General features: G+C 62.9%; 23 protein-coding genes. 14 read left to right on the forward strand and 9 right to left on the reverse strand.

What is annotated here, in order from left to right; all coding sequences use genetic code 11:
* Nucleotides 1-13 precede the first annotated feature (13 nt).
* The 6 genes from JQ567_RS21730 (at nt 14) to JQ567_RS21755 (ending at nt 6617) form a co-directional block, all read left to right on the forward strand.
* Nucleotides 14-1000, forward strand: a complete 987-nt coding sequence (locus JQ567_RS21730; protein WP_409363626.1) for an ABC transporter substrate-binding protein — start codon at nt 14-16, stop codon at nt 998-1000.
* A gap of 136 nt (nt 1001-1136) precedes the next feature.
* Nucleotides 1137-1985, forward strand: a complete 849-nt coding sequence (locus JQ567_RS21735) for an ABC transporter ATP-binding protein (protein WP_212440689.1) — start codon at nt 1137-1139, stop codon at nt 1983-1985.
* 13 nt (nt 1986-1998) lie between these two features.
* A complete protein-coding gene (locus tag JQ567_RS21740; protein ID WP_212440690.1) occupies nt 1999-3402 on the forward strand; it encodes a mandelate racemase/muconate lactonizing enzyme family protein in 1404 nt (467 codons plus the stop codon).
* Nucleotides 3399-4550: a Gfo/Idh/MocA family protein gene (locus JQ567_RS21745; RefSeq protein WP_212440691.1), complete on the forward strand. Its 1152-nt coding sequence runs from the start codon at nt 3399-3401 to the stop codon at nt 4548-4550. The genes JQ567_RS21740 and JQ567_RS21745 overlap by 4 nt, the downstream gene beginning before the upstream one ends.
* 10 nt (nt 4551-4560) lie before the next feature.
* The gene (locus JQ567_RS21750) at nt 4561-5754 is read left to right on the forward strand and encodes a dihydrodipicolinate synthase family protein (protein ID WP_212440692.1); all 1194 of its coding nucleotides are present in this window, start codon (nt 4561-4563) and stop codon (nt 5752-5754) included.
* Complete coding sequence (locus JQ567_RS21755) at nt 5754-6617, forward strand: sugar phosphate isomerase/epimerase (RefSeq protein ID WP_212440693.1); 864 nt, start codon at nt 5754-5756, stop codon at nt 6615-6617. The genes JQ567_RS21750 and JQ567_RS21755 overlap by 1 nt, the downstream gene beginning before the upstream one ends.
* A gap of 150 nt (nt 6618-6767) precedes the next feature.
* On the opposite strand, the gene JQ567_RS21760 is transcribed toward JQ567_RS21755, so the two are convergent.
* Entirely contained in the window at nt 6768-7256 is a 489-nt protein-coding gene (locus JQ567_RS21760) for a hypothetical protein (RefSeq protein WP_212440694.1), read from the reverse strand.
* Between the two features lie 213 nt (nt 7257-7469).
* Complete coding sequence (locus JQ567_RS21765; protein ID WP_192737226.1) at nt 7470-7607, reverse strand: hypothetical protein; 138 nt, start codon at nt 7605-7607, stop codon at nt 7470-7472.
* Between the two features lie 190 nt (nt 7608-7797).
* Between JQ567_RS21765 and JQ567_RS21770 the strand changes: the two genes are divergently transcribed.
* The gene (locus JQ567_RS21770) at nt 7798-7989 is read left to right on the forward strand and encodes a hypothetical protein (RefSeq protein ID WP_212440695.1); all 192 of its coding nucleotides are present in this window, start codon (nt 7798-7800) and stop codon (nt 7987-7989) included.
* Nucleotides 7990-8001: 12 nt separating this feature from the next.
* Here the strand turns inward: JQ567_RS21770 and JQ567_RS21775 are convergent, their stop codons facing one another.
* Nucleotides 8002-9240 carry a cytochrome P450 gene (locus tag JQ567_RS21775; RefSeq protein WP_212440696.1) on the reverse strand — a complete coding sequence of 413 codons (1239 nt, stop codon included), beginning with the start codon at nt 9238-9240 and terminating at the stop codon, nt 8002-8004.
* 327 nt (nt 9241-9567) lie between these two features.
* Here JQ567_RS21775 and JQ567_RS21780 point away from each other — a divergent pair, with 327 nt between their 5' ends.
* The 7 genes from JQ567_RS21780 to JQ567_RS21810 all read left to right on the forward strand — a co-directional run bounded on the left by JQ567_RS21780 (nt 9568) and on the right by JQ567_RS21810 (nt 19821).
* The gene (locus JQ567_RS21780; RefSeq protein WP_212440697.1) at nt 9568-10269 is read left to right on the forward strand and encodes a TetR/AcrR family transcriptional regulator; all 702 of its coding nucleotides are present in this window, start codon (nt 9568-9570) and stop codon (nt 10267-10269) included.
* Nucleotide 10270: 1 nt separating this feature from the next.
* Nucleotides 10271-11464 carry an efflux RND transporter periplasmic adaptor subunit gene (locus JQ567_RS21785; RefSeq protein ID WP_212268481.1) on the forward strand — a complete coding sequence of 398 codons (1194 nt, stop codon included), beginning with the start codon at nt 10271-10273 and terminating at the stop codon, nt 11462-11464.
* Between the two features lie 96 nt (nt 11465-11560).
* On the forward strand, nt 11561-14656 hold the full coding sequence (locus tag JQ567_RS21790) for a MexW/MexI family multidrug efflux RND transporter permease subunit (protein ID WP_212268463.1): 3096 nt from the start codon (nt 11561-11563) through the stop codon (nt 14654-14656).
* A 122-nt stretch (nt 14657-14778) separates the two neighbouring features.
* The gene (locus JQ567_RS21795; RefSeq protein WP_212440698.1) at nt 14779-17361 is read left to right on the forward strand and encodes an ATP-binding protein; all 2583 of its coding nucleotides are present in this window, start codon (nt 14779-14781) and stop codon (nt 17359-17361) included.
* A gap of 60 nt (nt 17362-17421) precedes the next feature.
* Nucleotides 17422-17811, forward strand: a complete 390-nt coding sequence (locus JQ567_RS21800; protein WP_212440699.1) for a response regulator — start codon at nt 17422-17424, stop codon at nt 17809-17811.
* Complete coding sequence (locus tag JQ567_RS21805) at nt 17808-19058, forward strand: adenylate/guanylate cyclase domain-containing protein (RefSeq protein WP_212440700.1); 1251 nt, start codon at nt 17808-17810, stop codon at nt 19056-19058. Before JQ567_RS21800 ends, JQ567_RS21805 begins: the two co-directional genes overlap by 4 nt.
* A gap of 19 nt (nt 19059-19077) precedes the next feature.
* A complete protein-coding gene (locus JQ567_RS21810; RefSeq protein WP_212440701.1) occupies nt 19078-19821 on the forward strand; it encodes a hypothetical protein in 744 nt (247 codons plus the stop codon).
* A 193-nt stretch (nt 19822-20014) separates the two neighbouring features.
* On the opposite strand, the gene JQ567_RS21815 is transcribed toward JQ567_RS21810, so the two are convergent.
* From JQ567_RS21815 to JQ567_RS21840, 6 genes are all read right to left on the reverse strand, one after another.
* Entirely contained in the window at nt 20015-20902 is an 888-nt protein-coding gene (locus JQ567_RS21815; RefSeq protein ID WP_212440702.1) for an ABC transporter permease, read from the reverse strand.
* 3 nt (nt 20903-20905) lie between these two features.
* On the reverse strand, nt 20906-21847 hold the full coding sequence (locus JQ567_RS21820; protein ID WP_192737237.1) for an ABC transporter permease: 942 nt from the start codon (nt 21845-21847) through the stop codon (nt 20906-20908).
* Nucleotides 21848-22019: 172 nt separating this feature from the next.
* A complete protein-coding gene (locus JQ567_RS21825; RefSeq protein WP_212440703.1) occupies nt 22020-23531 on the reverse strand; it encodes an ABC transporter substrate-binding protein in 1512 nt (503 codons plus the stop codon).
* 17 nt (nt 23532-23548) lie between these two features.
* On the reverse strand, nt 23549-24655 hold the full coding sequence (locus JQ567_RS21830; RefSeq protein ID WP_212440704.1) for an ABC transporter ATP-binding protein: 1107 nt from the start codon (nt 24653-24655) through the stop codon (nt 23549-23551).
* Nucleotides 24652-25743, reverse strand: coding sequence for an ABC transporter ATP-binding protein (locus JQ567_RS21835; RefSeq protein WP_249165605.1), 1092 nt, complete (start codon nt 25741-25743; stop codon nt 24652-24654). Before JQ567_RS21835 ends, JQ567_RS21830 begins: the two co-directional genes overlap by 4 nt.
* Nucleotides 25740-26462, reverse strand: coding sequence for a DUF1028 domain-containing protein (locus JQ567_RS21840; protein WP_212440705.1), 723 nt, complete (start codon nt 26460-26462; stop codon nt 25740-25742). The genes JQ567_RS21835 and JQ567_RS21840 overlap by 4 nt, the downstream gene beginning before the upstream one ends.
* Nucleotides 26463-26466 lie beyond the last annotated feature (4 nt).

Here is a 26466-nt window from a genome sequence, read left to right on the forward strand (position 1 = left end):
GGGAGGAGAAGACATGATGAAATTTATTCTGGCGATTGTAGTCACGTTAGCGTGGACCGCCTCGGCATCCGCCGCCGACAAGGTGGTGCTGATGCTGAACTGGTACGTCTACGGCGAGCACGCGCCGTTCTATTACGGCAAGGCCAAGGGCATCTATGCCGCTGAAGGCATCGATCTCGAAATCCAGGAAGGTCGCGGTTCGGCGGCGACCACGCAGGCCGTTGCGGCCAAGACCGCCAATTTCGGCTATGTCGACGTGCCCACCATGATGCGCGCGGCAGTCAAGGGTGCGCCGATCGTTGCCACCGGCGTGCTGCTGCAAACCAGCCCGATGTCGGCGATGGGTTTCGTCGAGAAGAACATCAAGAAGCCCGAAGACATCAAGGGCAAGACGGTGGCGATCACGCCCGCCGATTCCATGACCCAGATCTGGCCGCTGTTCCTGAAGAAGACCGGCCTGAAGGAAAGCGATTTCCAGACGGTGGCCGGCGATGGCCAGACCAAGCTCAATGCCGTCATCAACGGCCAGGCTGACCTCCTGCTCGGTTATGTCATGGACCAGTCGATGAAGATCAAGGACGCCACCGGCAAGGACGTCAACGCGATCAAGTTCGCCGACTACGGCATCAACATGGTCTGCTCGGGCGTCGTCGCCAACACCGAGTTCGTCAAGGCCAATGCCGACCTCGTCAAGCGCTTCATGTCGGCGACGACCAAGGCGGTCGAAGCCGCCGAGAAGGAGCCCAAGGCCGCAGCGCAATCGATCCTCGACGCCAACCCCAAGGGCGGCAAGATCGAAACGCTGACGCAGGGCTTTGAACTGACGATCCCGCTCTATCGCACGGCGGAAACCAAGGGCAAGCGGCCCTTCGAGGTGACCGACCAGAACATGACCGACACGGTCAATCTGATGGTCGAGTATGGCGGCCTCGAAGCCAAGGCCAAGGACAATCCGAAGGCGTTTTATACCAATGATTATCTGCCGAAGGGTGGTTCTTGAGGGCCCCATAACTCTCCTCGTCATTGCGAGCGAAGCGAAGCAATCCATGGCGCAGCAAAGCAAGTATGGATTGCTTCGTCGCTTCGCTCCTCGCAATGACGGATAGCTATCACTGGTTTCGAACGGAACGTACTGAATGAACGCAGCGACCAAAGCAACGGAGACCGATCAGCCCGCGGCGCATCTGCGCCTGGTGTCCGATCGGGCAGGCGCTGGCACGCCGGCGATCACGCTATCAGGCGTATCGAAGACCTATCGCTCGCGCGACGGCGATGTGCCGTCGCTGAAGCCGCTGGATTTTCATATCAACGAGGGCGAGTTCTTTGTCGTGGTCGGCCCGTCCGGCTGCGGCAAGTCCACGCTGCTGAAGATGATCTCGGGCCTGCTGGCGCCCTCGACCGGCGAGATTCTGGTCGAAGGCGAGCAGGTGACAAAACCGCACGGCAATGTTGGCATCGTGTTCCAGAATGCGCTGCTGCTGCCGTGGCGCAATATTCTCGGCAATGTGATGCTGCCGATCGACATGAAGCAGCTGCCGCGCGAGGAATATCTCGTGCGCGCCAAGGCGCTGCTCAAGATGGTCGGGCTCGAAGGTTTCGAGAAGAAGCTGCCCTGGCAGTTGTCGGGCGGCATGCAGCAGCGCGCTTCGATCTGCCGGGCGCTGGTGCACGATCCCAAGATCATGCTGATGGACGAGCCGTTCGGCGCGCTCGACGCCATGACGCGCGAGAAGATGAATGTCGAACTGATGCGGATCCAGCGCGAGACCGGCAAGACCGTGCTGCTGATCACGCACTCGATACCGGAAGCGGTGTTCCTGGCCGACCGCGTGCTGGTCATGACCGAGCGCCCCGGCGCGATCGCCGCGATCTACGACGTGCCGCTGCCGCGACCGCGTTCGCTGGATGCGATGGCCGATCCCGCCTTCACCGAACTGGTGCAACGGATCCGAAAGCACTTCTTCACCCAAAGCGCGCTGGACTAGAGGGGAGAACGCCATGCCTCCTCGCATCGCTGTGCGGGATATTTCGTTCTTCGAGCGGCCGATCCCGTTCGCGAAGCCGTTCCGGTTCGGCAGCGTGGTGATCACGTCGTCGGTGCAGGTTTTCGTGCGCGCCGAAATCGAGATCGAAGGCAAGGGCACTTCGATCGGCGCCAGCGCCGAAATGATGGCCTCGAAATGGTTCGACAAGCGCGCACATCTTTCGCCGCAACAGACCATCGACGGATTGCGCCGCGCGCTTGCGATTGCACGCGAGCTTTATCTGGCGCGATCCGGCTTTGACACCGCGTTCGGACACCACGCCGCCATCATCGCCGCGCAGGTCGAAGGCTGTGCGAAAGAGGATATCCCGCCGCTCGCCGCCGGCTTTGGGCCGGCCGAGATCGACAAGGCGATCCTGGATGCGTTGCTGCGCGGGCTGGGCGCCAATTTCTTTGATGGCATGACCGAAAATTTGGCCGGGATCGATGCGCGGTTGTCGCCCGATCTGGGGGATGACGCCATCGCGCAATTCCTTTCGGGTCGCCGGCGGCTGGAGCGGGTCGCGATCCGGCACACGGTCGGCATGGACGACACGGTCGAAGGCGAGGGCGGCGTTGCCGACGCAAACGAAAACGCCGGCGCCCGTTATTTCAAGCTGAAACTGAACGGCGATCCCGCGGCGGATGCGGCGCGCCTGATCCGGATCGGCAACGAACTCGCGAAGCTGCCGTATGAGTACAAGGTGACGCTGGATGCCAACGAGCAATATGCCGATCTCAGCGCGCTGGGCGCGCTGGTCGAGCGCCTCGAACGTGACAGCGCGTTGAAGCCGATCGCGGGAAAACTTCTGTATATCGAGCAGCCGATGCCGCGCGATATCACGCGGCAGTCGCCGCTCGGTGCGCTCACCGGCCGCGATTTCATCATCGACGAAGCCGACGATTCCTACGATGCCTTCCCGGCCGCCCGCGCGCTGGGCTATCGTGGTATCTCCTCGAAGTCATGCAAGGGCATCTACAAATCGGTCATCAACGCCGCTCGCGCGGCCAAATGGAGCGCCGACGGCGGACGGTATTTCATCTCGGGCGAGGACCTGACCTGTCAGGCCGGGCTCGGTGTGCAGCAGGATCTGGCGCTGGGCGCGCTGATCGGCGTCACCCATGCCGAGCGCAACGGCCACCATTACGTCGATGGATTTGCCGAGACGCCCGCTGCCGAGGCCGAGGCGTTTCTTAGCGCGCATCCCGATCTCTACATCCGCGACGGCAACATCATCAGGCTGTCGATCCACGACGGCGATCTGCTGACGGGATCGCTGGCAGCGCCGGGCTTCGCGACATCAGTACATCCGGAGTGGTCGGCGTTGCCGCCGCTTCAACAACCAAAAGCAAAAACCTTGCAGGAGCAAGCGATATGACGACCAAACGCCTCGGCCTGATCATGAACGGTGTGACCGGCCGCATGGGGCTCAACCAGCATCTGATCCGCTCCATCGTTGCGATCCGCGACCAGGGCGGCGTGGTGCTTGGCAATGGCGACCGCATGATGCCGGACCCGATCCTGATCGGCCGTGATGCAGACAAAGTCGAACGCCTCGCCAAGCGCTTCAACGTCGAGCGCTGGTCGACCGACCTCGACAAGGCGCTGGCTGACAAGAACGACACCATCTTCTTCGATGCCGCGACCACGCAGGCGCGGCCCACGCTGCTGACCAAGGCGATCAATGCCGGCAAGCACGTCTATTGCGAAAAGCCGATCGCGACCAATCTGGAAGAAGCGGTGGCGGTGCTGCGGCTCGCCGCTTCAAAAGGCGTGAAGCACGGCACGGTGCAGGACAAGCTGTTCCTGCCGGGCCTGAAGAAGCTCGCCTTCCTGCGCGACTCCGGCTTCTTCGGCCGCATGCTCTCGGTGCGCGGCGAGTTCGGCTATTGGGTGTTCGAAGGCGGCTGGCAGGAGGCGCAGCGGCCATCCTGGAATTACCGCAGCGAGGATGGCGGCGGCATCATCCTCGACATGGTCTGCCACTGGCGCTACGTGCTCGACAATCTCTTCGGCGAGGTCGAGAGCGTGAGCTGCACCGGCACCACTGATATCCCTGAACGTTTTGACGAGAACGGCAAGCAGTACAAGGCGACCGCAGACGATTCCGCCTACGCCACTTTCCGCCTCAGGGGCGGGGTGATCGCGCACATCAACATGTCCTGGGTGACGCGGGTCTATCGCGACGACCTCGTCACCTTCCAGGTCGACGGTACCCACGGCTCGGCAGTCGCGGGGCTGACCGATTGCGTCATCCAGGCGCGGCAGGCCACGCCACGGCCGGTGTGGAACCCGGACGAAAAGCGTACGCATGATTTCTACGCCGACTGGCAGACGCTCCCCGAGAACGTCGTCTACGACAACGGTTTCAAGGAGCAGTGGGAAATGTTCATTCGCCACGTCTGCGAGGACGCGCCATACAAGTACACGCTGCTGGAAGGCGCCAAGGGCGTGCAGCTTGCCGAATGCGCCTTGCAGAGCTGGCGCGAACGGCGCTGGATCGACGTCGCTCCGATCAAGGTGTGAGGTTAAGGCCATGAACAAGCCGGTAATGCCTGTCTCGTCGCTGTCGCTGAAACTGCCGACCGCGAACCGCAGCATCGAGACCTATCGCCTGGCGGCGTCGCGGGTTTTCCCGGCGAAGCTCGAAGGCACAATGAACCGCGTGGCGTTTTCGGCGGCGCATGTGGTCGCCGATCCCTTTGCCGACAATGATCCGTGGCTGACATCAGCCGTCGACTGGGACAAGACCATCGCGTTCCGCGAACATATCTGGGACCTCGGTCTCGGCGTTGCCGAGTCGATGGACACCGCGCAGCGCGGCATGGGGCTGGACTGGCCGACCTCGCTGGAACTGATCCAGCGCTCGGTGAAGGCGGCCAGGGCGAGGGGCAATGCGCTGGTGTTCTCCGGCGCCGGCACCGACCACCTTGCGGTGGAGGATGCCAAGAGCATCGATGACGTGATCCGTGCTTACGAAGAGCAGATCGCGGCGGTCGAGAAGGCCGGCGGGCGCATCATTCTGATGGCCTCGCGTGCGCTGGCGAAAATCGGGCGCAATGCCGACGATTACGCCAAGGTGTATAACCGCGTGCTGTCGCAGGTCCGCGAGCCCGTGATCATCCATTGGCTCGGCGACATGTTCGATCCGGCGCTGGCGAATTACTGGGGCACGTCGAGCCTCGACGAAGCGATGGACATCGCGGTCGGCATCATCAATGCCAACGCCGCCAAGGTCGACGGCGTAAAAGTCTCGTTGCTCGACAAGCAGCGCGAGATCGACATGCGCCGCCGGCTCGACAAGAATGTGAAGATGTATACCGGCGACGACTTCAACTATGCCGAACTGATCGCCGGCGACGACAAGGGCTTTTCGCACGCGCTGCTCGGCATCTTCGATGCGATTGCGCCGGCGGCGTCCTATGCGCTGTCGCGGCTGGCGGCCGGCGATGAGGCCGGCTTCCACGACGTGCTCGGGCCGACCGTGCCGTTGTCGCGGCATATCTTCAAGGCGCCGACGCGGTTCTACAAAACGGGAATCGTGTTCATGGCCTATCTCAACGGTCACCAGGATCATTTCACCATGGTGGGCGGGCAGGAGAGCACGCGCTCGACGCTGCATCTGGCCGAACTGTTCAGGCTGGCCGACCAGGCGGGCCTGCTCGCCAATCCAGAACTGGCAACGCGGCGGATGAAGACCGTGCTCGCGACACGCGGCGTTGAGCCCTGATGCGGGATTTTTCGCAAGACCATCGCTGGCTGTCGCTGAACACGGCAACGGTCCGCAAGCAGGGCGATCTCGTCGCGATCATCGAGGCCTGCGCGCGGCATGGCATCCGCGCCATCGACCCCTGGCGCGATCAGGTCGCCGCCGTCGGCCTCGAGCGTGCCGCGCGTGCGGTGCGCGATGCCGGGCTGGAACTGACAGGCTATTGCCGTGGCGGCATGTTCACATCTGACGCCGCGCATCGCATCGAGGCGCGCGACGACAACCGCCGGGCGGTGGACGAGGCCAAGGCGCTGGGCGCGCCCTGCATCGTGCTGGTCGTCGGCGGACTGCCGCAATATTCGCGGCCGGGCAGCGCGGCCTCAAAGGATATCCTGGCGGCCCGCGGCCAGGTTCACGACGGCATCGCCGAGATGATGGAATACGCCAGGGAGGCAAACATGCCGCTGGCGATCGAGCCGCTGCATCCCGCCTATGCCGGCGACCGCGCCTGCGTCAACACGACAAAGCAGGCGCTGGATCTTTGCGATGGGCTCGATCCGAAACGATCAGGCGCGCTCGGGGTCGCGCTCGACGTCTATCACATCTGGTGGGATCCGGAATTGCTGCCGCAGATCGCGCGCGCCGGCAAGGATCGGCTATTGGCGTTCCACGTCTGCGACTGGCTGGTGCCGACCAGGGACATCCTCAACGACCGCGGCATGATGGGCGACGGCATCATCGACATCAAATCGGTGCGATCAGCGGTCGAGGCGCAGGGCTTTGCGGGTTATTCCGAGATCGAGATTTTTTCGGAGGAGTGGTGGAGCAAGCCGATGGACGAGGTGCTGCGGACCTGCATCGAGCGGCACCGGTCGGTGGTTTAATGTTCTCGTCGTCCCGGCCAAGCGAAGCGCGAGCCGGGACCCATAGCCACCGATGTTGATTGTTGAGAAAGGCTGGAGCGACAGCTTGGTCTAACCACGAAAGCCTGTGGTTATGGGTCCCGGCCTTCGCCGGGACGACGCAGGAGAGTATCAAACAAGCCGCTTGCGGATCATGTCCTCGATGGCGGCGAGTTCGCGGTTGGCTTTGTGAAGCTGGGCCTCGGCCGCCTGCGCGCGGAACTCGGCGGCGATCGCATGATCCTCGGCGCTGACGATACGCTTTTCGGCCTGCTGCATGGCCTTCGCCATTTCCTCGAGCCGGGCATTGAAATCATTGATCAGGTCGCGTCGCGCGCGCTCGGAGGCGTCGCGTTGCTTTTCGGCCAGCCGCAGCCGCTCGGTGGCGCTCTTGCACAGCGACTGGGCGCGGGCTTCGGTCTCGCGGGCCTGATTTTCGATGCCCTCGAACATCTCGGTGGCCTGCTGCATCAGGCTGAGCGCGGTGGTGCCGGGTCCTTTCGCGGGCTGCCGGGCAAAACTGACGACTTTCTCTTCCTCGTCGGGCAGCGGGGCGGGCGCGGAGGGGTAGCGGTAATCCCAGATGTCCTCACGAAGCTGCTGATTTGCGCGGTACGCCATACGGGAGGCCCTTTTTCGAAACGCCGGTGCGAAAAAAGGTACGCAAACATGGTAAACCGCGGGTTAATTACCGGCCCAAGCAGAGCGACGGCCGTGGCCGGAATCGAGCCTGATCGAACGGCGCAAACCCCAGCCGACGCCGGTGCAGGTGAGACGCCGGTGCAGGTGAGGAGGGTCGGTTCAACTCCGAAGCCTGTCAGACAGCCTTGCTGACTATTTCTTTTTGCCCGAGCCAAAACCCGATTGCAGGCTTCCGACGCCCTTCTGGCTCGGCGCCGCCGCGATCGTCTTGATCTTTTCCTTCTTGGGCTTCTTCGCCTCGCGATTGTTCTTTTGCTCGCCCTTGGCCATGTCGGTCTCTCCCTGGAGTTGATGCTTCGAAAGCATCGTGATGGGCGAGGGTAGCAACTTGGCGAAGGATAGATACAGGACGATCGGGCGAAAGCTGATTTAATTTGGGTCTATTGGCCTTGCTATGCCCTATGGTCACGCGGCGATTCCCTGGCAGAGCCGGATACAGCCAACAGCAAAGCGAGCCCGCATGAGCGACCGACTGGACAATTTGAACAAGGCGAGGGATCGCATGCTCGAAGACCGCGATGCGCACGCCAAGGTGCTCGCGGCGCCGTTCGACCGTGACAAGGCCGAGCGGGCGCGCGCCAAATTCGTGGAGATGCAGGTGCTGATCGATGCGATCGACCGCGCGATCGCAGGCGAGCCGGCGACGGCGTAGGCAGGCTGCCGCCTACGATGCCCGCGTGGTTTCGCCGACCTGACACGGCACGCTCAGAAATCCACGGAAGCGGACCCGGCCGCCGCGCACCGGCTCGCCGCTTAACGCATAGTTCGGAAACCGCGCCAGGAAGCGCGACATCGCGATCGCGCCCTCTAACCGCGCCAGCGCCATGCCGGCGCATTGATGTGCACCGGTGCCGAAGGCGAGATGCCGGTTCGGCGTGCGGCTGATATCGAGGTTTTCAGGGTCGGCGAACTGCTTCGGATCGCGGTTGGCGGCGCCGATGCACAGCGTCACCGGCGTGCCTGATGGCATTGCGATGCCGCCGAGTTCGACCGGCTCGACCGTCATGCGGTTGCCGAGCTGGTTCGAGCTTTCGAAGCGCAGCATCTCCTCGACCGCGGTCTTGATCATGGCGGGATTTGCGATCAGCCGCGCCTTCTGGTGCGGATAATGCGACAGCGCCACCAGCCCGTTGCCGATCAGATTGGTGGTGGTCTCATGGCCGGCATTGAGCAGGAAGATGCAATTGTGCAGCAGTTCCTTCGAGGTCAGCCGCTCGCCATTGTCCTCACCCTGTATGAGCCGCGTCAGCACGTCACGCTCGGGGTTGCCGGGATTTGCGCGCCGCCGCTCGACCAGGATTTCGAGATAGCCAAGAAAATCCTCTACCGCCTCGTTGCCGCGCGCAAACACTTCCCTGCTGATCACGGGCTCCAGCGCGCCGAGAATGGCGAGCGACCAGTCGCGCAGGGGCTCGCGCTCCTCCATCGGCACGTCGAGCAGATTGCCGATCACCTGGATCGGGATGGCGGAGGCGAAATCCTCGATCAGTTCGACGTCGCCCCTGGCGGCGAGACCGTCGAGCAGGCGGTCAACCAGCCTGATCAAATCGGGCTCCATCTCCGCAATCGCGCGCGGTGACAGCGCGCCCATGATCAGCCGCCGCACCCTGGTGTGGGCGGGGGGATCGTTGAAGACGAGGCTGGTGGTGTGGTGCTCGTAGAGCAGGCTGTCGCCGTATTTCGGAAGAAACTCCTTCTTCTTGTCGGACGAGAAGACCTTGGTCGCCTTGTAGGCCGCGACCAAATCGTCATAGCGGGTCAGGAAGTAGCAGCCGTTCGGCAGCCGCTTGACCGGCTCGTTCTCGCGCAGGGCCCGATAGGTCGGATAAGGGTTGGCATAGAAGTCCGGCGTCAGCTTCTCCAGATCGAAATTCGCCGACAGCTCCTGTGCATCCCAATTCATGGCGAGTCATGCTCTCTGCGAAGGCGGACAAGACTAACGCGGTCGCGTCAGTTTAAAATTAGTCTCAGTTGCAACTAATTTAAACTCCGTCTCCGGGCCGGGGTCAACTCCAATTGAAGCGGGTAGGCGGCTTATGCGCTTTCGTCAGGCGGCCTGCGGTCTACAGGTCTTTCCAATATGCACCCCGACATGCAGATGCATTCCCGCCCCCCCCCCCGGCGAGAACACCTGACGGGCCCTGGATTGCAGCTGATCTAGGCCGAAATGTCTGGTTTGCGCTGCAATAAAACCTTGACTTGGTCAAGGTGAGTGATTACTCACACGCCCATGTCCAGCCTTCGCATGACGAGTGATTTACGGCGTCAATTGATATTAAGCGCCGCCAAGCGATGCTTCGCCCGCAACGGCTTTGCCGGCACCACGACCAAGAGCGTGGCGGCCGCCGCGGCTATTTCGGAAGGGCTGCTGTTCAAGCACTTCCCGTCCAAGGCGGCGCTCTATGCGGAAATCCTGGCGGAAGAGTGCGAGGCCGATCCGGATCTGGCGCATCTGCTCGGCCTGCCGCCATCGACCGGCACGCTGGTTGAACTGATCAAGGGCATGGTCGGGCATTTCATGCAGATCTCTGATGGCCCCGACGAGGAAGAGGCGCAGCGGCTGCGGCTGATGACGACGAGCCATCTCGACGACGGCGAATTCGCGCGGCTGCTTTATACCAAGATCAGCGATCTGATCGGCAGCGTGTTCACTGAATCGCTCGAAAGCGCGGTAGCGGCCGGCGATGCGTCGAAGATCGGCGATGAACCGCTCAACCTGTTCTGGTTCGCGCATCACACCGTGCTGATGGCCGCGCTGTCGCGGCTTCCCGCGGTGCCTGTTCTTACCTACGGCAACGCCGCCGATCTCGAACGGCAGCTTTGCCAATTCATCCTTCGCGGCATCGGACTCAACGAAGCCGCAATTACTACGCATTTGGACCACGAGCCGTCGCCGAATTCGGGACAATCGGTAACTGCAGAAAGTGCATGAAATGAATATCGTAACCGAAAGCCATCTCAAGGGGCAGCCGATCGGCGACAAGGCGCGCAAGCGTCCGGTCCGGATGGTGCGCTGGTTCATCGTCGTCGGGCTGTTGCTGAGCCTGCTGGTCGGCGGCCTGGTCTGGTTCAACTATTTCCGCGGCAAGATGATCGCGCAGTTCTTCGCGAACAACAAACCACCGCCGACCAGCGTCAGCGTTGCCGACGCGAAGTCCGAAGTCATACCGAACCTGTTGACCGCGGTCGGCGATCTCGCCGCCGTGCATCAGGTCAATGTCACCTCGGATTTGAACGGCCGCATTACCGAGATCATGTTCACCGCGGGTGCTGCCGTGAAGGAAGGCACCCCGCTGGTGCAGCTGTTCGATGGTCCCGAGCAGGCCGACCTCGCCAGCTTCAAGGCGCAGGCGACGATGGCGCAGCTCTCGCTCGAGCGCGCCAAGCAACTGGCAAGCCGCCAGTTCGGGCCGCAGGCAACCGTCGACCAGGCGCAATCGGCGTTCGACCAGGCCAATGCCGGCATCGCCAAGACCCAGGCCATCATCTCGCAAAAGCAGGTGCGGGCCCCGTTCGACGGCGAACTCGGCGTTCGCAGGGTCGAGGTCGGTCAGTATCTGACGGCGGGAACGCAGATCGTTTCGTTGACCGATCTGTCGCGGCTCTATGCCAACTTCACCGTGACGGAAAAGGACAGCGGCGCGCTCAAGGTCGGACAGATCGTTCGTATCGCGGTCGACGCCTATCCGGGCCGCAAGTTCGAGGGCAAGATCACGACCATCGAGCCGCAGATCGCTACCGACACGCGCAACATTCGCGTGCAGGCGACGATCGACAACCCGGACCGCATCCTCAAGCCGGGCATGTTCGCGACCACCACGGTGGTGCTGCCGGACAAGCCGCCGGTCGTCACCATTCCCGAGACCGCGGTCGACTACACGCTGTATGGCGACTCCGTCTATCTCCTCACCGAGAAGAAAGAGGATGACGGCAAGACCAGCCTGACGGCGGTGCGCACCTTCGTGCAGACCGGCAACCGCATCGACGGGCGTGCCGAGATCCTGAAAGGGCTGAAGTCCGGCGATCGTGTCGTTGCGGTCGGACAGCTCAAGCTGCAATCGGGTGCGGCAGTGACGATTTCGGCCGATCCGGCGCCTGTGATTCCGGCGAAGCCGCCGCGCTATTGAACGTGACGGGGCCGAAGGCCGCGTTTGCAACATCAAGATTCAGGCATCGGTCTCGTGGAGGGACCGTGCCCACATGTTTGAACTGGATAACCAGCGATGGCCTTAACTGATATCTTCATCAAGCGCCCGGTTTTGTCGGTCGTCGTCAGCCTGCTGATTCTTTTGCTCGGTCTGCGGGCCGCCAGCGTCTTGCCGATCCGGCAGTATCCGAAGCTCTCGAACACGGTGATCAACGTCACCACCGTCTATCCGGGCGCGTCGGCGAATTTGATTCAGGGCTTCATCACGACGCCGATCGAGCAGGCGATCGCCTCCGCCGAAGGTGTCGACTACATCACGTCATCGTCGGTGCAGGGCACGAGCACGATCCAGGTCTACATCAAGCTGAATTTCGATCCGAACCAGGCGCTGACCGAAGTTCTCGCCAAGACAAACTCGGTCAAATATCTGATCCCGAAAGAATCCAACGATCCGATCGTGACCAAGACAACCGGCCAGACAACGGCCGTGATGTATCTCGGCTTCTCCAGCGAGGAGTTGTCCGGTTCGGCGATCTCGGACTATCTGACGCGCGTGGTTCAGCCGGTGCTGTCCACCGTCGACGGCGTGGCGTCGGCTGACATTCTGGGCGGGCAAACATTCGCGATGCGGCTGTGGCTTGATCCGATCAAGATGGCCGGACGCGGCGTATCGCCGAGCGATGTCCAGGCGGCGATCCAGGCCAACAACTTCCAGGCTGCCGCGGGCCAGGCCAAGGGCTACTTCATCGTCTCCAACATTACGACCAATACCGACTTGCGGAGCCTCGATCAGTTCAAGCGGATGATCGTCAAGTCCAAGGACGGCGGCTTTGTTCGGGTCGAGGATATCGCGACCGTCGAACTGGCGGCGCAAAGCACCGACGCGAGTGTCGCGTTCAGCGGCGAGCGCGCGATCTTCATCGGCGTGCAGGCGACCCCGCAAGGCAATCCGTTGACGCTGGTCAAAGGCGTCCGTGCGCTGTTTCCGGAGCTGGAACGCAACTTGCCGCCTTCGATGAAGATGAAGGTGGCCTACGATTCCACCAAGTTCATTCAGTCATCGATCGACGAGGTGCAGAACACGCTGATCGAGGCGATGCTGATCGTCGTGGTCGTGATCTTCCTGTTCCTGGCATCGTTCCGTTCGGTCATCATTCCCGTCGTAACTATACCGCTGTCGCTGATTGGCGTCTGCAGCCTGATGCTGGCGCTGGGCTTCAGCTTCAACCTGCTGACGCTGCTGGCGATGGTGCTCGCCATCGGGCTCGTGGTCGACGATGCCATCGTGGTGGTCGAGAACATCCATCGTCATCTGGAAGAGGGAAAAACACCGGTACAGGCGTCACTGCAGGGTGCGCGCGAAATCGTCGGCCCCGTGATCTCGATGACGATCACGCTGGCGGCTGTGTATGCCCCGATCGGATTCCTCGGCGGCTTGACTGGCTCGCTGTTCCGCGAATTTGCCTTCACGCTCGCAGGCTCGGTGATCGTGTCCGGTGTGATTGCGCTGACACTGTCGCCGATGATGTGCTCGGTCCTGCTCAAGAGCGCCGAAGAGGGGCGTTTCGCCAGGATCGTCAACCGGGTGTTCGGCGCGATGACGCGCTGGTACGGAAGGCAACTCGATCGCTCGCTCGACTATCGTCCGATCACCGGCGTGTTCGCGCTGACGATCCTTGGTCTGGTCGGGTTCCTCTATATGAACACGGCCAAGGAACTCGCGCCGGAAGAGGACCAGGGCATCGTGTTCTCGGTGACCAAGGCGCCGAAATACGCCAACATCGACTATGTCGACTTCTACGGCGACAAGCTCGACAAGGCGTTTGCCAAATTTCCCGAAACCGACCTGCGCTTCGTCCTGAATGGCATCAATGGGCCGCAGGGCGGGATCGCCGGCATGCTGCTCAAGCCGTGGGACGAGCGTGAACGTTCCTCGATCAAGCTGAAGCCGCTGGTACAGGCGGAGATCAGCAAGATCGAAGGTGTCCAGGCGTTCGCGTTCAACCTGCCGCCGCTCCCGGGCGGGCCCGGTGGTCTGCCGGTGCAGATGGTGATCAATTCGACCGCCGGCTTCCAGGCCGTCTATGAGGAGATGAACAAGCTAAAGGACGCGGCGCGCAAGAGCGGCCTGTTCATCGTCTCCGACAGCGACCTCGACTTCAATCAGCCGGTGGTGCGGGTCAACATCGACCGTTCCAAGGCAAGCGATCTCGGCATCAACATGGCGCAGGTCGGTGCCACGTTGCAGACTCTGCTCGGCGGCAATTACGTCAATCGCTTCAACCTCGAGGGGCGCTCGTATCAGGTGATCCCGCAGGTCCCCCGCGGCATGCGGCTGTCGCCGGAATCGCTCGGCGGTTACTATGTCCCGACCAACACGGGGCAGTTGGTGCCGCTGTCGACCATCGTGTCGATCGAGACCGCGACTGATCCGAATTCGCTGACGCATTACAACCAGCTGAACTCCGCGACCTTCCAGGCGGTGCCGATGCCGGGCGTGACGGTTGGGCAGGCGGTGGACTTCCTCGAAGGTGAAGCCAAGAAGTTGCCCGCCGGCTTCGGTCACGACTATCTGGCCGATTCCCGCCAATATGTGCAGGAAGGCAATCAGCTCGCGATCACCTTCGGTTTCGCGCTGATCATCATCTTCCTGGTGCTGGCGGCGCAATTCGAAAGCCTGCGCGATCCGCTGGTGATCATGATCAGCGTTCCCATGGCAATCGTCGGCGCACTGATCCCGCTGTTCTTCGGCATGGCGACGATCAACATCTATACCCAGGTCGGATTGCTGACCTTGGTCGGCCTGATCACCAAGCACGGCATCCTGATGGTGGAGTTCGCCAACGAACTGCAGCTCAAGGAAGGTCTCGACAAGCGTTCGGCGATCGAAATGGCGGCCCGGATCCGGCTGCGTCCGATCCTGATGACGACGGCGGCGATGGTCACCGGCCTGATCCCGCTACTGACCGCAACGGGCGCGGGTGCGGCGAGCCGCTTCTCGATTGGTCTCGTCGTGGTCTCCGGCATGTCGATCGGTACGCTGTTCACGCTGTTCGTGCTGCCGGCGGTCTATGTCTGGATGGCCACCGACCACCAGGCCAAGGCCGGTTCGCAGCGGACGAAGGAAATCGCGGATTTCGATCTGGGAACGCCTGGGCTCAAACCGACCTGAGCATGGCAGGCGGATAGGACGAAGACGGCGGCGGTCCTGATCGCCGCCGTTTCGTTATGAGCTCCGGCTTTGCCGCGCTGCGGCAAGAGACAAGCTCAAGGCTTCTTGATACCTTGGCCGGGATGAGCATTTCCCTGCATCCCGGCACCCCCGAGGGGCGCACGCTGGCGGCCTCGCCCGCGGAGAATGCTGTGCCCGTGCCGGGGGCGCCCGGGACCAAAACCCGCAACCGGCTGTTCACCAAATACGTCGCGCTGTTCGTTGCCGTGGTGGGCGTGGCGCTGCTTTCCAACGGGATTTTCGAGGTTTTCTTCTATTATCGGGAGCACAAAACCTCCCTGATCCGGATCCAGCACGAGCAGGCCGAAGCCGCCGCTGCCAAGATCGGCCAGTTCATCAAGGAAATCGAAAGCCAGCTGGGCTGGACCACCCAATTGCCGTGGTCGGCCGGATCGCTGCAGGATCGCCGGTTCGACGCGCTCCGCCTGCTGCGGCAGGTGCCGGCGATCACCGAGCTGTCGCAGATCGATTCCACCGGCAAGGAACGCCTGCGGGTGTCGCGGCTGGCGATGGACGTCGTCGACTCCGGCCTCGACCTTTCCAAGGACCCGAAATTCACGGAAGCCGTCGCCAACAAGGTGTTTTACGGGCCGGTGTATTTTCGCCGGGAGTCCGAGCCCTACATGACGCTATCGCTGGCCGGCACCCGCAAGGATGCCGGTGTCAGCATCGCTGAGGTCAATCTGAAGCTGATCTGGGACGTGGTCTCGCAGATCAAGGTCGGCGAGCGCGGCCACGCCTATGTCGTCGGCTCGGCGGGACGCCTGATTGCCCATCCCGACATCAGCCTGGTGCTGCGCAACACCGACATGTCGAAGCTGACGCAGGTGCAGGCCGCCGCCCGCACCGGCAGAACGAGCGAAGCCGTTGAATTGCAGGGCGCGCTGAACATCCAGGGGCAGGAAGTGCTGACGGCATCGGCGCCGATCGCCCCGCTCGGATGGACGATGTTCGTCGAACTGCCGGTCAAGGAAGCCTACGCCTCGCTGTACCAGGCGCTGCAGCGGCTTGCCTTGCTGCTCGCGGCGGCATCGATCGTTGCGGTGCTCGCCGGAATTTTCCTGGCACGTCGCATGGTCGGCCCGATCCAGGCATTGCGGGCCGGCGCCGAACGCATCGGCGGCGGCGATTTCGCCCAGCGCATCAACATCAAGACCGGCGACGAACTCGAAGGCCTCGCCAATCAGTTCAATGACATGGGCGTGCGGCTGCAGGAATCCTATGCCGACCTGGAGAAGAAGGTCGAGACAAGGACTGCAGAACTGAGAGAAACGCTCGAACAGCAAACCGCGACATCGGAAGTATTGGAAGTCATCAGCTCATCTCCGGGCGAACTGGATCCGGTGTTCCAGAAGATGCTCGAAAACGCTACGCATATCTGCGGCGCGCATTTTGGCACGATGAATCAGTACGACGGGAACAGCTTCCGCAACGTTGCACTCTTCAATGTACCGCAAGCGTATGTCGCTCAGGCGGATGAGCCGATCTATCCGCACCCGAACAGCGGTCTTGGCACGATTGTAAGGACGCATCAGGCGGTTCAAATCGAGGACCTTCGGACACAACAGCCCTATCTCGAAGGCCATCCAGCCGTTGTTGCGATGTCCGATCTTGCGGGGGCCCGCACCATTGTCATCGTTCCGCTGCTCAAGGAAAACGACTTGATCGGCACGATCGCGATCTATCGCCAGGAGGTCCGGCCGTTTACCGACAAGCAGATCGCGCTTGTCAGCAATTTCGCCAACCAGGCCGTGATCGCCATCGAGAACACGCGGCTGCTCCGCGAATTGCGCGAACGCACCAAGGATCTGAGCGAGTCTCTCGACGAATTGCGCACCGCGCAGGACCGCCTGGTGCAGACCGAGAAGCTGGCCTCGCTCGGCCAGCTCACCGCGGGGATCGCGCACGAAATCAAGAACCCGCTCAATTTCGTCAACAATTTCTCGGCGCTGTCGGCGGAACTGATCGACGAGCTGAACGATGTGCTGAAGCCCGCCGCGCTCGACGACAAGACCCGCGAGGAGATCGACGAACTCACCCATATGCTGAGGGGCAATCTCGAAAAGGTCGTGCAGCACGGCAAGCGCGCCGACTCGATCGTCAAGAATATGCTGCTGCATTCGCGCGAGGGATCAGGCGAACTCCGGTCCGCCGACATCAATGCGATCATGGAGGAGAGCCTTAACCTCGCCTATCACGGCGCGCGGGCGGAAAGATCCGGATTCAACATCACGCTCAAGCGCGATTTCGACCCCGAGGCCGGCATGCTCGATCTCTATCCGCAGGAAATTACGCGGGTTTTCCTCAATCTGATCTCGAACGGTTTTTACGCCGCGACCAAGCGCAAGGAGACGGGCGAGGAGGGCTTCGAGCCTGTTCTGACGGCGACGACGAAAAACCTCGGCAACAAGGTGGAAATCCGGATTCGTGACAATGGTACGGGTATCCCCTTGGAAGTGAAGGAGAAAATGTTCAATCCCTTCTTCACGACGAAACCAGCGGGCGAGGGAACCGGGCTCGGATTATCGATGAGTCACGACATCGTGGTGAAACAGCATGGTGGCAAGATCGACGTACGGACGGAGCCTGATGTATTCACCGAATTCATTATTACGCTGCCGCGAAAAGGCGTAGCGCAGGCATGATCCCGAAACGTGGAGACCGGTTTTCGGGTAAGATCATGCCCAATGATACTGGAGGCAAAATTGAGCGTTTACATCCTCGTCGTGGATGACGAGCCCGATGTCGAAACGCTGTTTCGGCAGCAGTTCCGACGCGACCTCAGATCCGGTCGCTTTACGATGGAGTTCGCGCCGTCGGCGCCTGCGGCGCTGGAGCGTGCTGCGGAAGTTCGTGACCCGTCGCTGATCCTGATCCTGTCCGACATCAACATGCCCGGCATGAGCGGGCTTGAAATGCTGCCGAAGGTGCGCGCGGCGCGGCCTGATGTGCCCGTCATCATGATCACCGCCTATGGCGATGCCGAAACCCGCCGCAAGGCGATCGAGCGCGGCGCGATCGGCCTCTTGACCAAGCCGATCGATTTTGCGCTGCTGCGCCACGAGATCGATACCCGGCTCGGGCAAGCCGCATGACCGCAACGATCCTCGTCGTCGACGACGAACCCGATCTCGAGGCTCTGGTGCTGCAGAAATTCCGTCGCCAGATCCGCGACGGCATCGTAACCTTTGTGTTCGCCCATGACGGGATCGAAGCGCTGGCCTCGATCGAGCAGAACCCGCATGTCGACATGGTGGTATCCGACATCAACATGCCGCGGATGGACGGGCTGTCGCTGCTCGCCAAGCTGCAGGAGGCCGAAGACAAGAAATCCACCATCATCGTGTCCGCCTATGGCGACATGAGCAACATCCGCACCGCGATGAACCGCGGCGCGTTCGATTTCCTGACCAAGCCGATCGATTTCGGCGATCTGGAAATGACGATCGACAAGACCATCCGCCATGTCGAGATGATGCGCGAGGCGCGCCGCCGCCAGGCCGAGGCCGAGCGCGCGCACGCCTCGCTGTCGCGCTATTTCTCGCCGCAGATTGCGAGCCGCCTTGCCGCCATCGGCGACAGCGACGGCATGGAGGTGCATTGGCGCGAGGTCGCGGCGATCTTCACCGACATCACCGGTTTCACCTCGCTGGTGGAAACCGCCGCACCCGACGTGCTGGGTACGCTGCTTGGCGACTATGTGGGCGGCATAACCGACGTGGTGTTCGCGCATGAGGGGACGGTCGCCAAGGTCATCGGCGATGCGATCCAGGTTCTGTTCAACGCGCCGGGGGATCAGCCTGATTACGCCAGGCGCGCGATCGCCTGCGCCCACGATCTCGATCTCTGGGCGCAGGAGTTTCGCCTGCGCTGGAAGGAAAAGGGCGTGAATTTCGGGGCCACGCGCGTCGGCGTTCACGCCGGTCCCGCGCTGGTCGGCAATTTCGGCGGCAGCAGGTTTTTCGACTACACCGCCTATGGCGACACCATCAACACCGCGGCGCGGCTGGAGGCCGCCAACAAATTCCTGGGCACGCGGATTTGCGTCAGCGCGGTCGTCGCTGATGGCGCCGGAGATTTCCGCGGCCGGCCGGTCGGCGACCTCGTGCTGCGCGGGCGCAGCGAGCCGCTGCGCGCCTATGAGCCGTTGACGGCGGAAGCGTTTGAGAGCCCCGCGACGTCGCAATATTCCGAAGCATTCGCCAAGCTCGAGGCCGGTGACCCGGCGGCAATGCCGGCCTTTGCGGCGCTGGTCGGCGCGCATGCCGACGATGCGCTCGCCGGCTTTCATCTGAAGCGGCTGCTCAACGGCGCCAGGGGCGTCCGGATGCAACTGGAATAACAAGAAACGGAGAGCGGATATGACGACCGACTTTGTCGCCGGCAATTACCGGTTCATCCCGGCGGTGTTTCAATATTCGGCTGGCGCTGCGGCCAATCCCGGGTTCGAGGTCGAGCGGGTGCGGTTCGACAAACCGGTGGCGCTGGCGGAAGGCTTTTCCCAGATCGCGAAGTATATTCAGGCCGCGGGCAGGCCGCTGACCTCGTTCTGCGCCTGCGAGCTGCGTTCGCCGGCGGCCTTCACCGACGAGGGCTTCCGTAATTTCAACCTGCACTATGTCAAGACGCTCGCCGAATGGGACATCTATGACGGCACCGCCAACCCGGTGGCGCGCAGCAATGTCTGTCCCGAGATCGATCCGCCGGTCGAGCCGTCGTTCTATGCCTTCTCGTTCACGCGCCCGAGCGGAAATACGACGCCGAGCTTCGTGATCGCGGGCAGCGGCGAATCGCTGGAAGGCGGTGCAACCTATGCCGAGCGCACCGTGCGTTACCGCGACCTCAGCCCCGAGGGGATGAAGGAAAAGATCCGCCATGTGGTCGCCACGATGGAAAAGCGCATGGGCGAGTTCGGTTTCGGCTGGAAGGATGCGACGGCGGCACAGACCTACACGATCCACGACTTCCATCCGGTGTTTGCCGAAGAGCTGGTCCGCCGCGGCGCCGCGCGTTCGGGCCTGACCTGGCATTTTGCAAGGCCCCCGGTGATCGACCTCGAATACGAGATGGATTGCCGGCGGGTGTTGCGGGAGCTGGTGATTTAAGCGCGGAGTTCTTCAGCTCTCAATTGTCGTCATTGCGAGGAGCCAACGGGTCGCGCGAATGTGCGCCCGATGACAGGCTCCGCGACGACTTGTCCGCCGTACCCCAACGAGCGAAGGCGGAAGCAATCCATAGCTTCAGCGTGGACAGATGGATTGCTTCGCTGCGCTCGCAATGACGGCTCAGGACCTCCGCCTAACGCTCCCTTGGATCAAGCGCGTCGCGCAAACCGTCGCCGACCAGGTTGAACGACAGCACCACGAGGAAGATCGCAAGGCCCGGCCAGATCGCCATCCAGGGCGCGTTGGTCAGGAAACGTTGCGCGGCGTTGAGCATGCTGCCCCAGGACGGCGAGGGCGGCTGCTGGCCGAGGCCGAGGAACGACAGTGCGGCCTCCGCAATGATGGCGGCCGCGATCGACAGCGTCGCCTGCACCAGAAGCGCCGGCATGATGTTCGGCAGGATATGGAACAGCGCGATGCGCCAGCGCGGATTGCCCATCGCACGCGCCGCCTCGACATAATCCTCGACCTTGACGCTCATCACCTGGCCGCGGGTCAGCCGCACGAAGATCGGCGTCGCCGAGACGCCGATCGCGATCATGGCATTGCCGAGGCTCGGGCCGAGAAACGCCGCCAGCGCAATGGCGAGGATCAGGAACGGGCAGGCCAGCATCGCGTCGGTGATGCGGCTGATCAGGCTGTCGATGAAGCCGCCGCGATAGCCTGACAGCAGGCCGAGCGGCACGCCGATGCCGAGCGCAATCCCGACCGAGATCGCGCCGGCCATCAGCGAGGCCCGCGCGCCATAGACCACGCGGGCCAGGATGTCGCGGCCGAGATCGTCGGTGCCGAACCAGTGCTGCAGCGTCGGCGGCTTGCGCACCAGCGACCAGCTGGTTGCGATCGGGTCATAGGGCACGATCAGCGGAGCGAACAGCGAGAGCACCACGAACAGCGCGATGACGACGAGGCCGACCACGGCGCCCTTGCGCTTGAACAGCCGCCGCAGCGCGCGCCGGGTCGGGCTCTCCAGTTCATCGGAGGCGACTTTTGGAAGGGTGCCGAGGGCGACGTCGGTCATGCTTTACGCCCTCAGCCGCGGGTTGACGAGGACATAGGCGATATCGGCGACAAGATTCAGCGTGATGTAGATCGTCGCCGTTGTCAGCACGACGCCTTGCACGACCGCGTAGTCACGGTTGAACACCGCGTCGACGATCAATTTTCCAAAACCCGGAATCGAAAAAATCTGCTCGGTCAGCACCGCGCCCGACAGCAGCGTGCCGAGTTCGAGCGCGCCGAGCGTGATCACCGGCGTCAGCGCGTTGCGCATCGCGTGCTTGAGGATCACCGAGCGTTCGGAAAGGCCTTTTGCGCGCGCGGTGCGGACGTAGTCGCTTTCCAGCACCTGCAGCATGGCGCTGCGGGTATGCCGCATCAGGATCGCGGCGATGGCGTTGCCGAGCACGAAAGCCGGCATGATGGTGGAGGCGAGGCTGGCGCGCCAGTTTTCGCTAAGCGGCACATAGCCGGAGGCCGGAAGCCAGCCGAGCTCGATCGAGAACAGGAAGATCAGCATGATGCCGAGCCAGAAATTCGGGGTCGAGATGCCCCACAGCGCGAACAGATTGGCGCCGTAGTCCCACGCCGTGCCTTTCTTTACGGCCGATACGATGCCGGCGGGAATGCCGATCAGGAAGGCGATCACGATCGCCATCGAGCCGAGCTGGATCGTCACCGGCAGTTTCTGCGCGATCAGGCTCAGCACCGGCACCTTGATGCGCAGCGACTCGCCGAAATCCCCCGACAGCACGCCCTTGACCCAGTAGACGTACTGGATCGGGATCGGCTGATCGAGCCGGTATTGCGCGCGGATTTGCGCGATCACCTCGGGATCGCGTTCCTCGCCGGCCATGACAAGCGCGGGATCGCCGGGCAACAGATGCTGCAGCGAAAAGATCAGGACCGACACGAAGAACAGCGTCGGGATCAGCTGCAGGATGCGCTGGCCGAGGAAGTTCAGCATGGCTTTCCCCGTGTCCCGGGCGCGGCGCAACACGCAATGCTGCGCTGCTGAACCGGGACCCAGTCTGGCCGCACGGTGGGTCCCGGCTCTGCGGAGCAGCGCCGGAGTCGCGCGAAGCGCGATCCCGAGCGCGCTGCACCGCGTCCGGGACGCGAGAGCATCGGTCGGGCCGTCACTTCAGCGTCAGCCCGGTCACGCGCACCAGCCCGTCCGGCATCTGCTTGTAGCCTTCGAGTTTTGTACTATGCGCAATCAGGATCTTGCGGTGATAGATGTAGAGCAGCGGCTTTTCCTCCAGCACGAGCTTGGCGAGCTTCTCATAGATGGCTTTGCGCTGCGCCTGATCAGTGACGAGGCGGCCGTCGTCGAGCGCCTTGTCGGCTTCGGGATTGGACCACGCGCTGTAGTTCTGCGGCGCGTTGGATTTCTGGAACACGTAGGAATTGCCGTCGGGATCGATCCGTCCGCTCCAGGCCAGCATGAAGGCCTGGTATTCACCTGATTCAGCCAGTTTCAGCGAGGTCGCAAATTCGGTGACCCTGATCTTCATGTCGAAGCCGGCTTCGGAAGCCATCGACTGGATCACCTGCGCAACCGCTTCGGTTTCCGCGCCCTTCGGCACCATGAAATCGACGCTGACGGGCGCCGTGACGCCGGCTTCCTTCAACAGCGCCTTGGCCTTGGCGATGTCACGTCCGCGGACCGGGAAGGCCTTCTGGTAATAGGGATGGTCGGGATTGACCCATTGGTTGCCGGGCTTGAATTCGCCGTTGAACACCACCTGGTTGATGGCCTCGCGGTCGAGCGACAGATCGAGCGCCTGGCGGACCTTGGCGGATTGGCTGAGCGGCCCCTTGGCCTTGTCCTTGCCGACGTTCAGCGTCACGCCCTGATAGCCGAGCTCGATGGCGCTGGATAATTTCAGCTTCGGGTCGCTCTGCACCGCCTTGATGTCGGTGGCGAGCAGGCGTTCGATCAGATCGAGGCCGCCGGATTTCAGATTGGCGAGACGCACGGTGGCGTCGACCAGCGGCAGATAAACGATGCGGTCGATCTTGACCGCGTCCTTGTTCCAGTAATCGGCGAATTTCTCGAACACGATGCGGTCCTGCTGCACGCGCTCGACGAATTTGTAAGGACCCGCGCACACCGGCTTCAGGCCGAACTTGTCGCCTTCGGCCTTCGCGGCTTTTGGCGAAACCATCATGCCGGCGCGGTCGGTGAGCTGGGCGATCAGCGGCGAGAACGGCGTCTTCAGCACCAGTTTGATGGTGAGGGGATCGACCACGTCGACACGGTCGAGCTGCGCCAGTTCCGGCTTGCGGAACGAGGTCGGCATCGTCAGATGGCGATCCAGCGAGAACTTCGCGGCCTCGGCGTCCAGCGGCTCGCCGTCGTGGAATTTCACGCCCGGCCGCAGCTTGATGATGACCTCCTTGCCATCGGCCGAGGTCTCATGCGACAGCGCAAGCTGCGGCACGATGTTGATCTTCTCGTCGATGTCGAACAGCTTGTCGCACAATGACGCGAACACGATGCGGCCGACATAGGTACGCCCGAGCGTCGGATCGAGAATGTCCGGATCTTCGGCCAGGCCGATGCGCAGCGTGGTCTGGGCCTGAACACTCGCCTCGAACGACAGCAACAGAGCCGCCGCAGTTACCGCCAAACGCAAGATTTTCATCGCACCGATCCCCTTGATTACACTGCTGCCGGTCTTGTCCCGACTATATCAACCCCGTTACGGTCCGCTCCTTCCGCCCGTCCAAAGGCGGCGACCAGTTTTTCCAGCACCGGTGAAAAGCCGCCATCTGAGGGCACGATGCTATCAGGCGCCGGCAGTTCCGCCATCCGATGGCAGGCGGTGGCGTGCCCCGTGCTGTCGGCCAGGAGTTGCGGCACCTCGATGCGGCAGCGCTCGACCACATAGGGGCAGCGGGTATGAAAGCGGCAGCCGGACGGCGGGTCGAGCGCGCTCGGCATCTCGCCCTGCAGCACGATGCGGCTGCGTTTGGCTTGCGGCTTGGGTACGGGAATAGCCGACAACAGCGCCCGGCTATAAGGATGGCGCGGGGCGGCGAACAGCGCCTGCGCATCCGCGGTCTCGACGATGACGCCGAGATTCATCACCGCGACGCGGTCGGCGATGTGTTTTACGACGGCAAGGTCGTGTGAGACGAAGATATAGGCGAGCCCAAGCCGGGTCTGCAAATCGCGCAGCAGGTTCAGGATTTGCGAGCGGATCGAGACGTCGAGCGCCGATACCGGCTCGTCGCAAATGATCAGTTTCGGTTCCACCGCCAGCGCCCGTGCGATGGCGATGCGCTGGCGCTGGCCGCCGGAAAATTCATGCGGATAACGGCGCGCAAAGCGCGGCTCCAGCCCGACCAGCCGTAGCAATTCCTCGACCCGCTCGCGGCGGCGCGGCGCCGGCACGAGATCGTGCAGCGCCAGCGGTTCGGTCAGGATCTGGCTGACGGTCATGCGCGGGTTGAGCGAGGCGTAAGGGTCCTGGAAGATGATCTGCGCGTCGCGGCGGAAGTTGCGCAGTTCATTGGCGCCCAGCGCGAGGAGATCGCGGCCCTCGAAGCGAACGCTGCCGGCGTCCGGTTCGATCAGCCGCAGCACCAACCGGCTCACGGTGGATTTGCCGCAGCCGGATTCGCCGACCAGCGCCAGCGTCTTGCCGGCCTCGACGCGGAAGCTGACGCCGTCGACGGCCTTGACGAAGGCGGTGGCGCGGCCGAACACCGAACGTCCCGCGACGAAATGTTTTACAAGTCCTTCGACCTCGAGCAGCGCGGTCATGACACCAGCCGCTCCAGCGGCGCCCTTATGCAGCGCGAGGCGTGGCCGGGGCTGAGGATCGCCAGCGGCGGTGGTGCCGCAACGCAGATGTCAGCGACAAAGGGACAGCGCGCCGAGAAGCGGCAACCGGGCGGCGGATTGGCCATGTTCGGCACCATGCCCTCGATGGTCGCCAGATGCGAGGCGCGACGACCCAGCCGCGGGATCGAGCCGAGCAGGCCGACGGTGTAGGGATGCTGCGGATTGGCGAACAGCTCGTCGACCGGCGCACGCTCGACGATCTCGCCGGCATACATCACCGCGACCTCGTCGCAGACCTCGGCGACCACGCCGAGATCGTGGGTGATCAGGATGATCGCGGCCCCGCTGGCGGCCTTCAGCTCGCGCATCAGATCGAGGATCTGCGCCTGCAAGGTGACGTCGAGCGCCGTGGTCGGCTCGTCCGCGATCAAGAGGCGGGGATCGCAGGCCAGCGCCATCGCAATCATCACGCGCTGGCGCATGCCGCCGGAAAGCTTGTGCGGATATTCGTCGATGCGCTTGTCGGGCGAGGGGATGTGGACGCGGCGCAGCAGTTCGATGGCGCGTTCGCGCGCCTGGCGCTTCGATCCGCCGCGATGGCGCAGGATGGTCTCGATGATCTGGTCGCCGATGGTAAAACTGGGGTTGAGCGAGGTCATCGGCTCCTGAAAAATCATTGCCAGCCGGTTGCCGCGCAGGTCGCGCAGGGTCTCGTCGGGCACGTCGAGCAGATCAAACCCGTCGAAGCGGATCGAGCCGGAAACCTCTGCCGAGTGTTTTGACAACAGCCCCATGATGGCCAGCGACGTCACGCTCTTGCCGCAGCCGGATTCGCCGACCAGCCCCAGCGTCGCGCCATTGGCGACGCTGAGATCGACCGCGTCGACCGCATGGGTCGAGCGGCCATCGTCGCCATGAAACACGACGCGCAGGCCCTCGATTTCGATCAGCGGGCTTGAGCCTTCTCCGTTTCGATGGAATCGCGACGGGGCTCCAGACTCTGGATTTGACGCGTTTTCTTGACGCGAACCGGTTTCCACTTCGCTGGAAAACGCTTTTGAGGTCATGCCTTGCCTGCAGCCGCCGCTTTGATGCTGGCCTCGATGCCGGCGTCGATGGTCGCGCGATCGGTGATTCCGGCGGGGTTCTTGCGCGTCGGCATGAAGGCGCGGAAATGCACCCAGCGCTCGCGGCTCACTTCTTCGAGCCGCTCGAGCTCGCGCAACGGGTCGGTATGGTCGTCAACACGCAAATTGAGCTCGGACCATTCCTCCTCGCCATGGATCAGCAGCGCCGCGGATTGCTTGCCGCGCTTGTCGCCGCCAGCGGCTTCGCCCGCATGCATCGCGGCGATCAGCCGGCGGGGAAAGGGCAGGCCAATATTGGCCACATAGGCTTTTGCGGTGTCGTCGAGCACGGCGGCGCCCGCCAGCATGTTGCCCGCGATGGAGAAGCCGTCGCCCTGAATGTGTCCGCACCAGTCGACGCAATCGCGGCCGGTGTGCGCGGCGATACGGCCCTTCGCGTCCATGATGTGAAGCTGCCGGCTCTCGCGGCCGTCGTCGGTGGCGATCAAGGTTCTGAGGATGTCGGCGGGTTCACGTCCCTGGCTCAACAGCTTGACGCCGTCGATGCCGTAATAGGGATTGACCAATGCCTGGGTCGCGATGCCGCCGACGCCGGCCACGATATGGGGCACGCGCGCGCCGACCGCGAAGAATTTGGTCGCGACCGCGATGCCGAACTGGCCGGTTGCGGGATCGCGCGCGATGATCGACCAGGTCATCTCA

The organism is Bradyrhizobium sp. AUGA SZCCT0431 (assembly GCF_018131065.1).
Taxonomy (GTDB): Bacteria; Pseudomonadota; Alphaproteobacteria; order Rhizobiales; family Xanthobacteraceae; genus Bradyrhizobium.

Coding starts and splice junctions, on each gene's coding strand:
- JQ567_RS21760 (WP_212440694.1), bottom strand. CDS start 7,256: ATGGCGTACCGCGCAAATCAGCAGCTTCGTGAGGACATCTGGGATTAC.
- JQ567_RS21755 (WP_212440693.1), top strand. CDS start 5,754: ATGCGGGATTTTTCGCAAGACCATCGCTGGCTGTCGCTGAACACGGCA.
- JQ567_RS21785 (WP_212268481.1), top strand. CDS start 10,271: ATGAATATCGTAACCGAAAGCCATCTCAAGGGGCAGCCGATCGGCGAC.
- JQ567_RS21840 (WP_212440705.1), bottom strand. CDS start 26,462: ATGACCTGGTCGATCATCGCGCGCGATCCCGCAACCGGCCAGTTCGGC.
- JQ567_RS21730 (WP_409363626.1), top strand. CDS start 14: ATGATGAAATTTATTCTGGCGATTGTAGTCACGTTAGCGTGGACCGCC.
- JQ567_RS21750 (WP_212440692.1), top strand. CDS start 4,561: ATGAACAAGCCGGTAATGCCTGTCTCGTCGCTGTCGCTGAAACTGCCG.
- JQ567_RS21830 (WP_212440704.1), bottom strand. CDS start 24,655: ATGACCGCGCTGCTCGAGGTCGAAGGACTTGTAAAACATTTCGTCGCG.
- JQ567_RS21835 (WP_249165605.1), bottom strand. CDS start 25,743: ATGACCTCAAAAGCGTTTTCCAGCGAAGTGGAAACCGGTTCGCGTCAA.
- JQ567_RS21795 (WP_212440698.1), top strand. CDS start 14,779: ATGAGCATTTCCCTGCATCCCGGCACCCCCGAGGGGCGCACGCTGGCG.
- JQ567_RS21825 (WP_212440703.1), bottom strand. CDS start 23,531: ATGAAAATCTTGCGTTTGGCGGTAACTGCGGCGGCTCTGTTGCTGTCG.
- JQ567_RS21810 (WP_212440701.1), top strand. CDS start 19,078: ATGACGACCGACTTTGTCGCCGGCAATTACCGGTTCATCCCGGCGGTG.
- JQ567_RS21740 (WP_212440690.1), top strand. CDS start 1,999: ATGCCTCCTCGCATCGCTGTGCGGGATATTTCGTTCTTCGAGCGGCCG.
- JQ567_RS21775 (WP_212440696.1), bottom strand. CDS start 9,240: ATGAATTGGGATGCACAGGAGCTGTCGGCGAATTTCGATCTGGAGAAG.
- JQ567_RS21780 (WP_212440697.1), top strand. CDS start 9,568: ATGTCCAGCCTTCGCATGACGAGTGATTTACGGCGTCAATTGATATTA.
- JQ567_RS21735 (WP_212440689.1), top strand. CDS start 1,137: ATGAACGCAGCGACCAAAGCAACGGAGACCGATCAGCCCGCGGCGCAT.
- JQ567_RS21765 (WP_192737226.1), bottom strand. CDS start 7,607: ATGGCCAAGGGCGAGCAAAAGAACAATCGCGAGGCGAAGAAGCCCAAG.
- JQ567_RS21770 (WP_212440695.1), top strand. CDS start 7,798: ATGAGCGACCGACTGGACAATTTGAACAAGGCGAGGGATCGCATGCTC.
- JQ567_RS21820 (WP_192737237.1), bottom strand. CDS start 21,847: ATGCTGAACTTCCTCGGCCAGCGCATCCTGCAGCTGATCCCGACGCTG.
- JQ567_RS21790 (WP_212268463.1), top strand. CDS start 11,561: ATGGCCTTAACTGATATCTTCATCAAGCGCCCGGTTTTGTCGGTCGTC.
- JQ567_RS21745 (WP_212440691.1), top strand. CDS start 3,399: ATGACGACCAAACGCCTCGGCCTGATCATGAACGGTGTGACCGGCCGC.
- JQ567_RS21805 (WP_212440700.1), top strand. CDS start 17,808: ATGACCGCAACGATCCTCGTCGTCGACGACGAACCCGATCTCGAGGCT.
- JQ567_RS21815 (WP_212440702.1), bottom strand. CDS start 20,902: ATGACCGACGTCGCCCTCGGCACCCTTCCAAAAGTCGCCTCCGATGAA.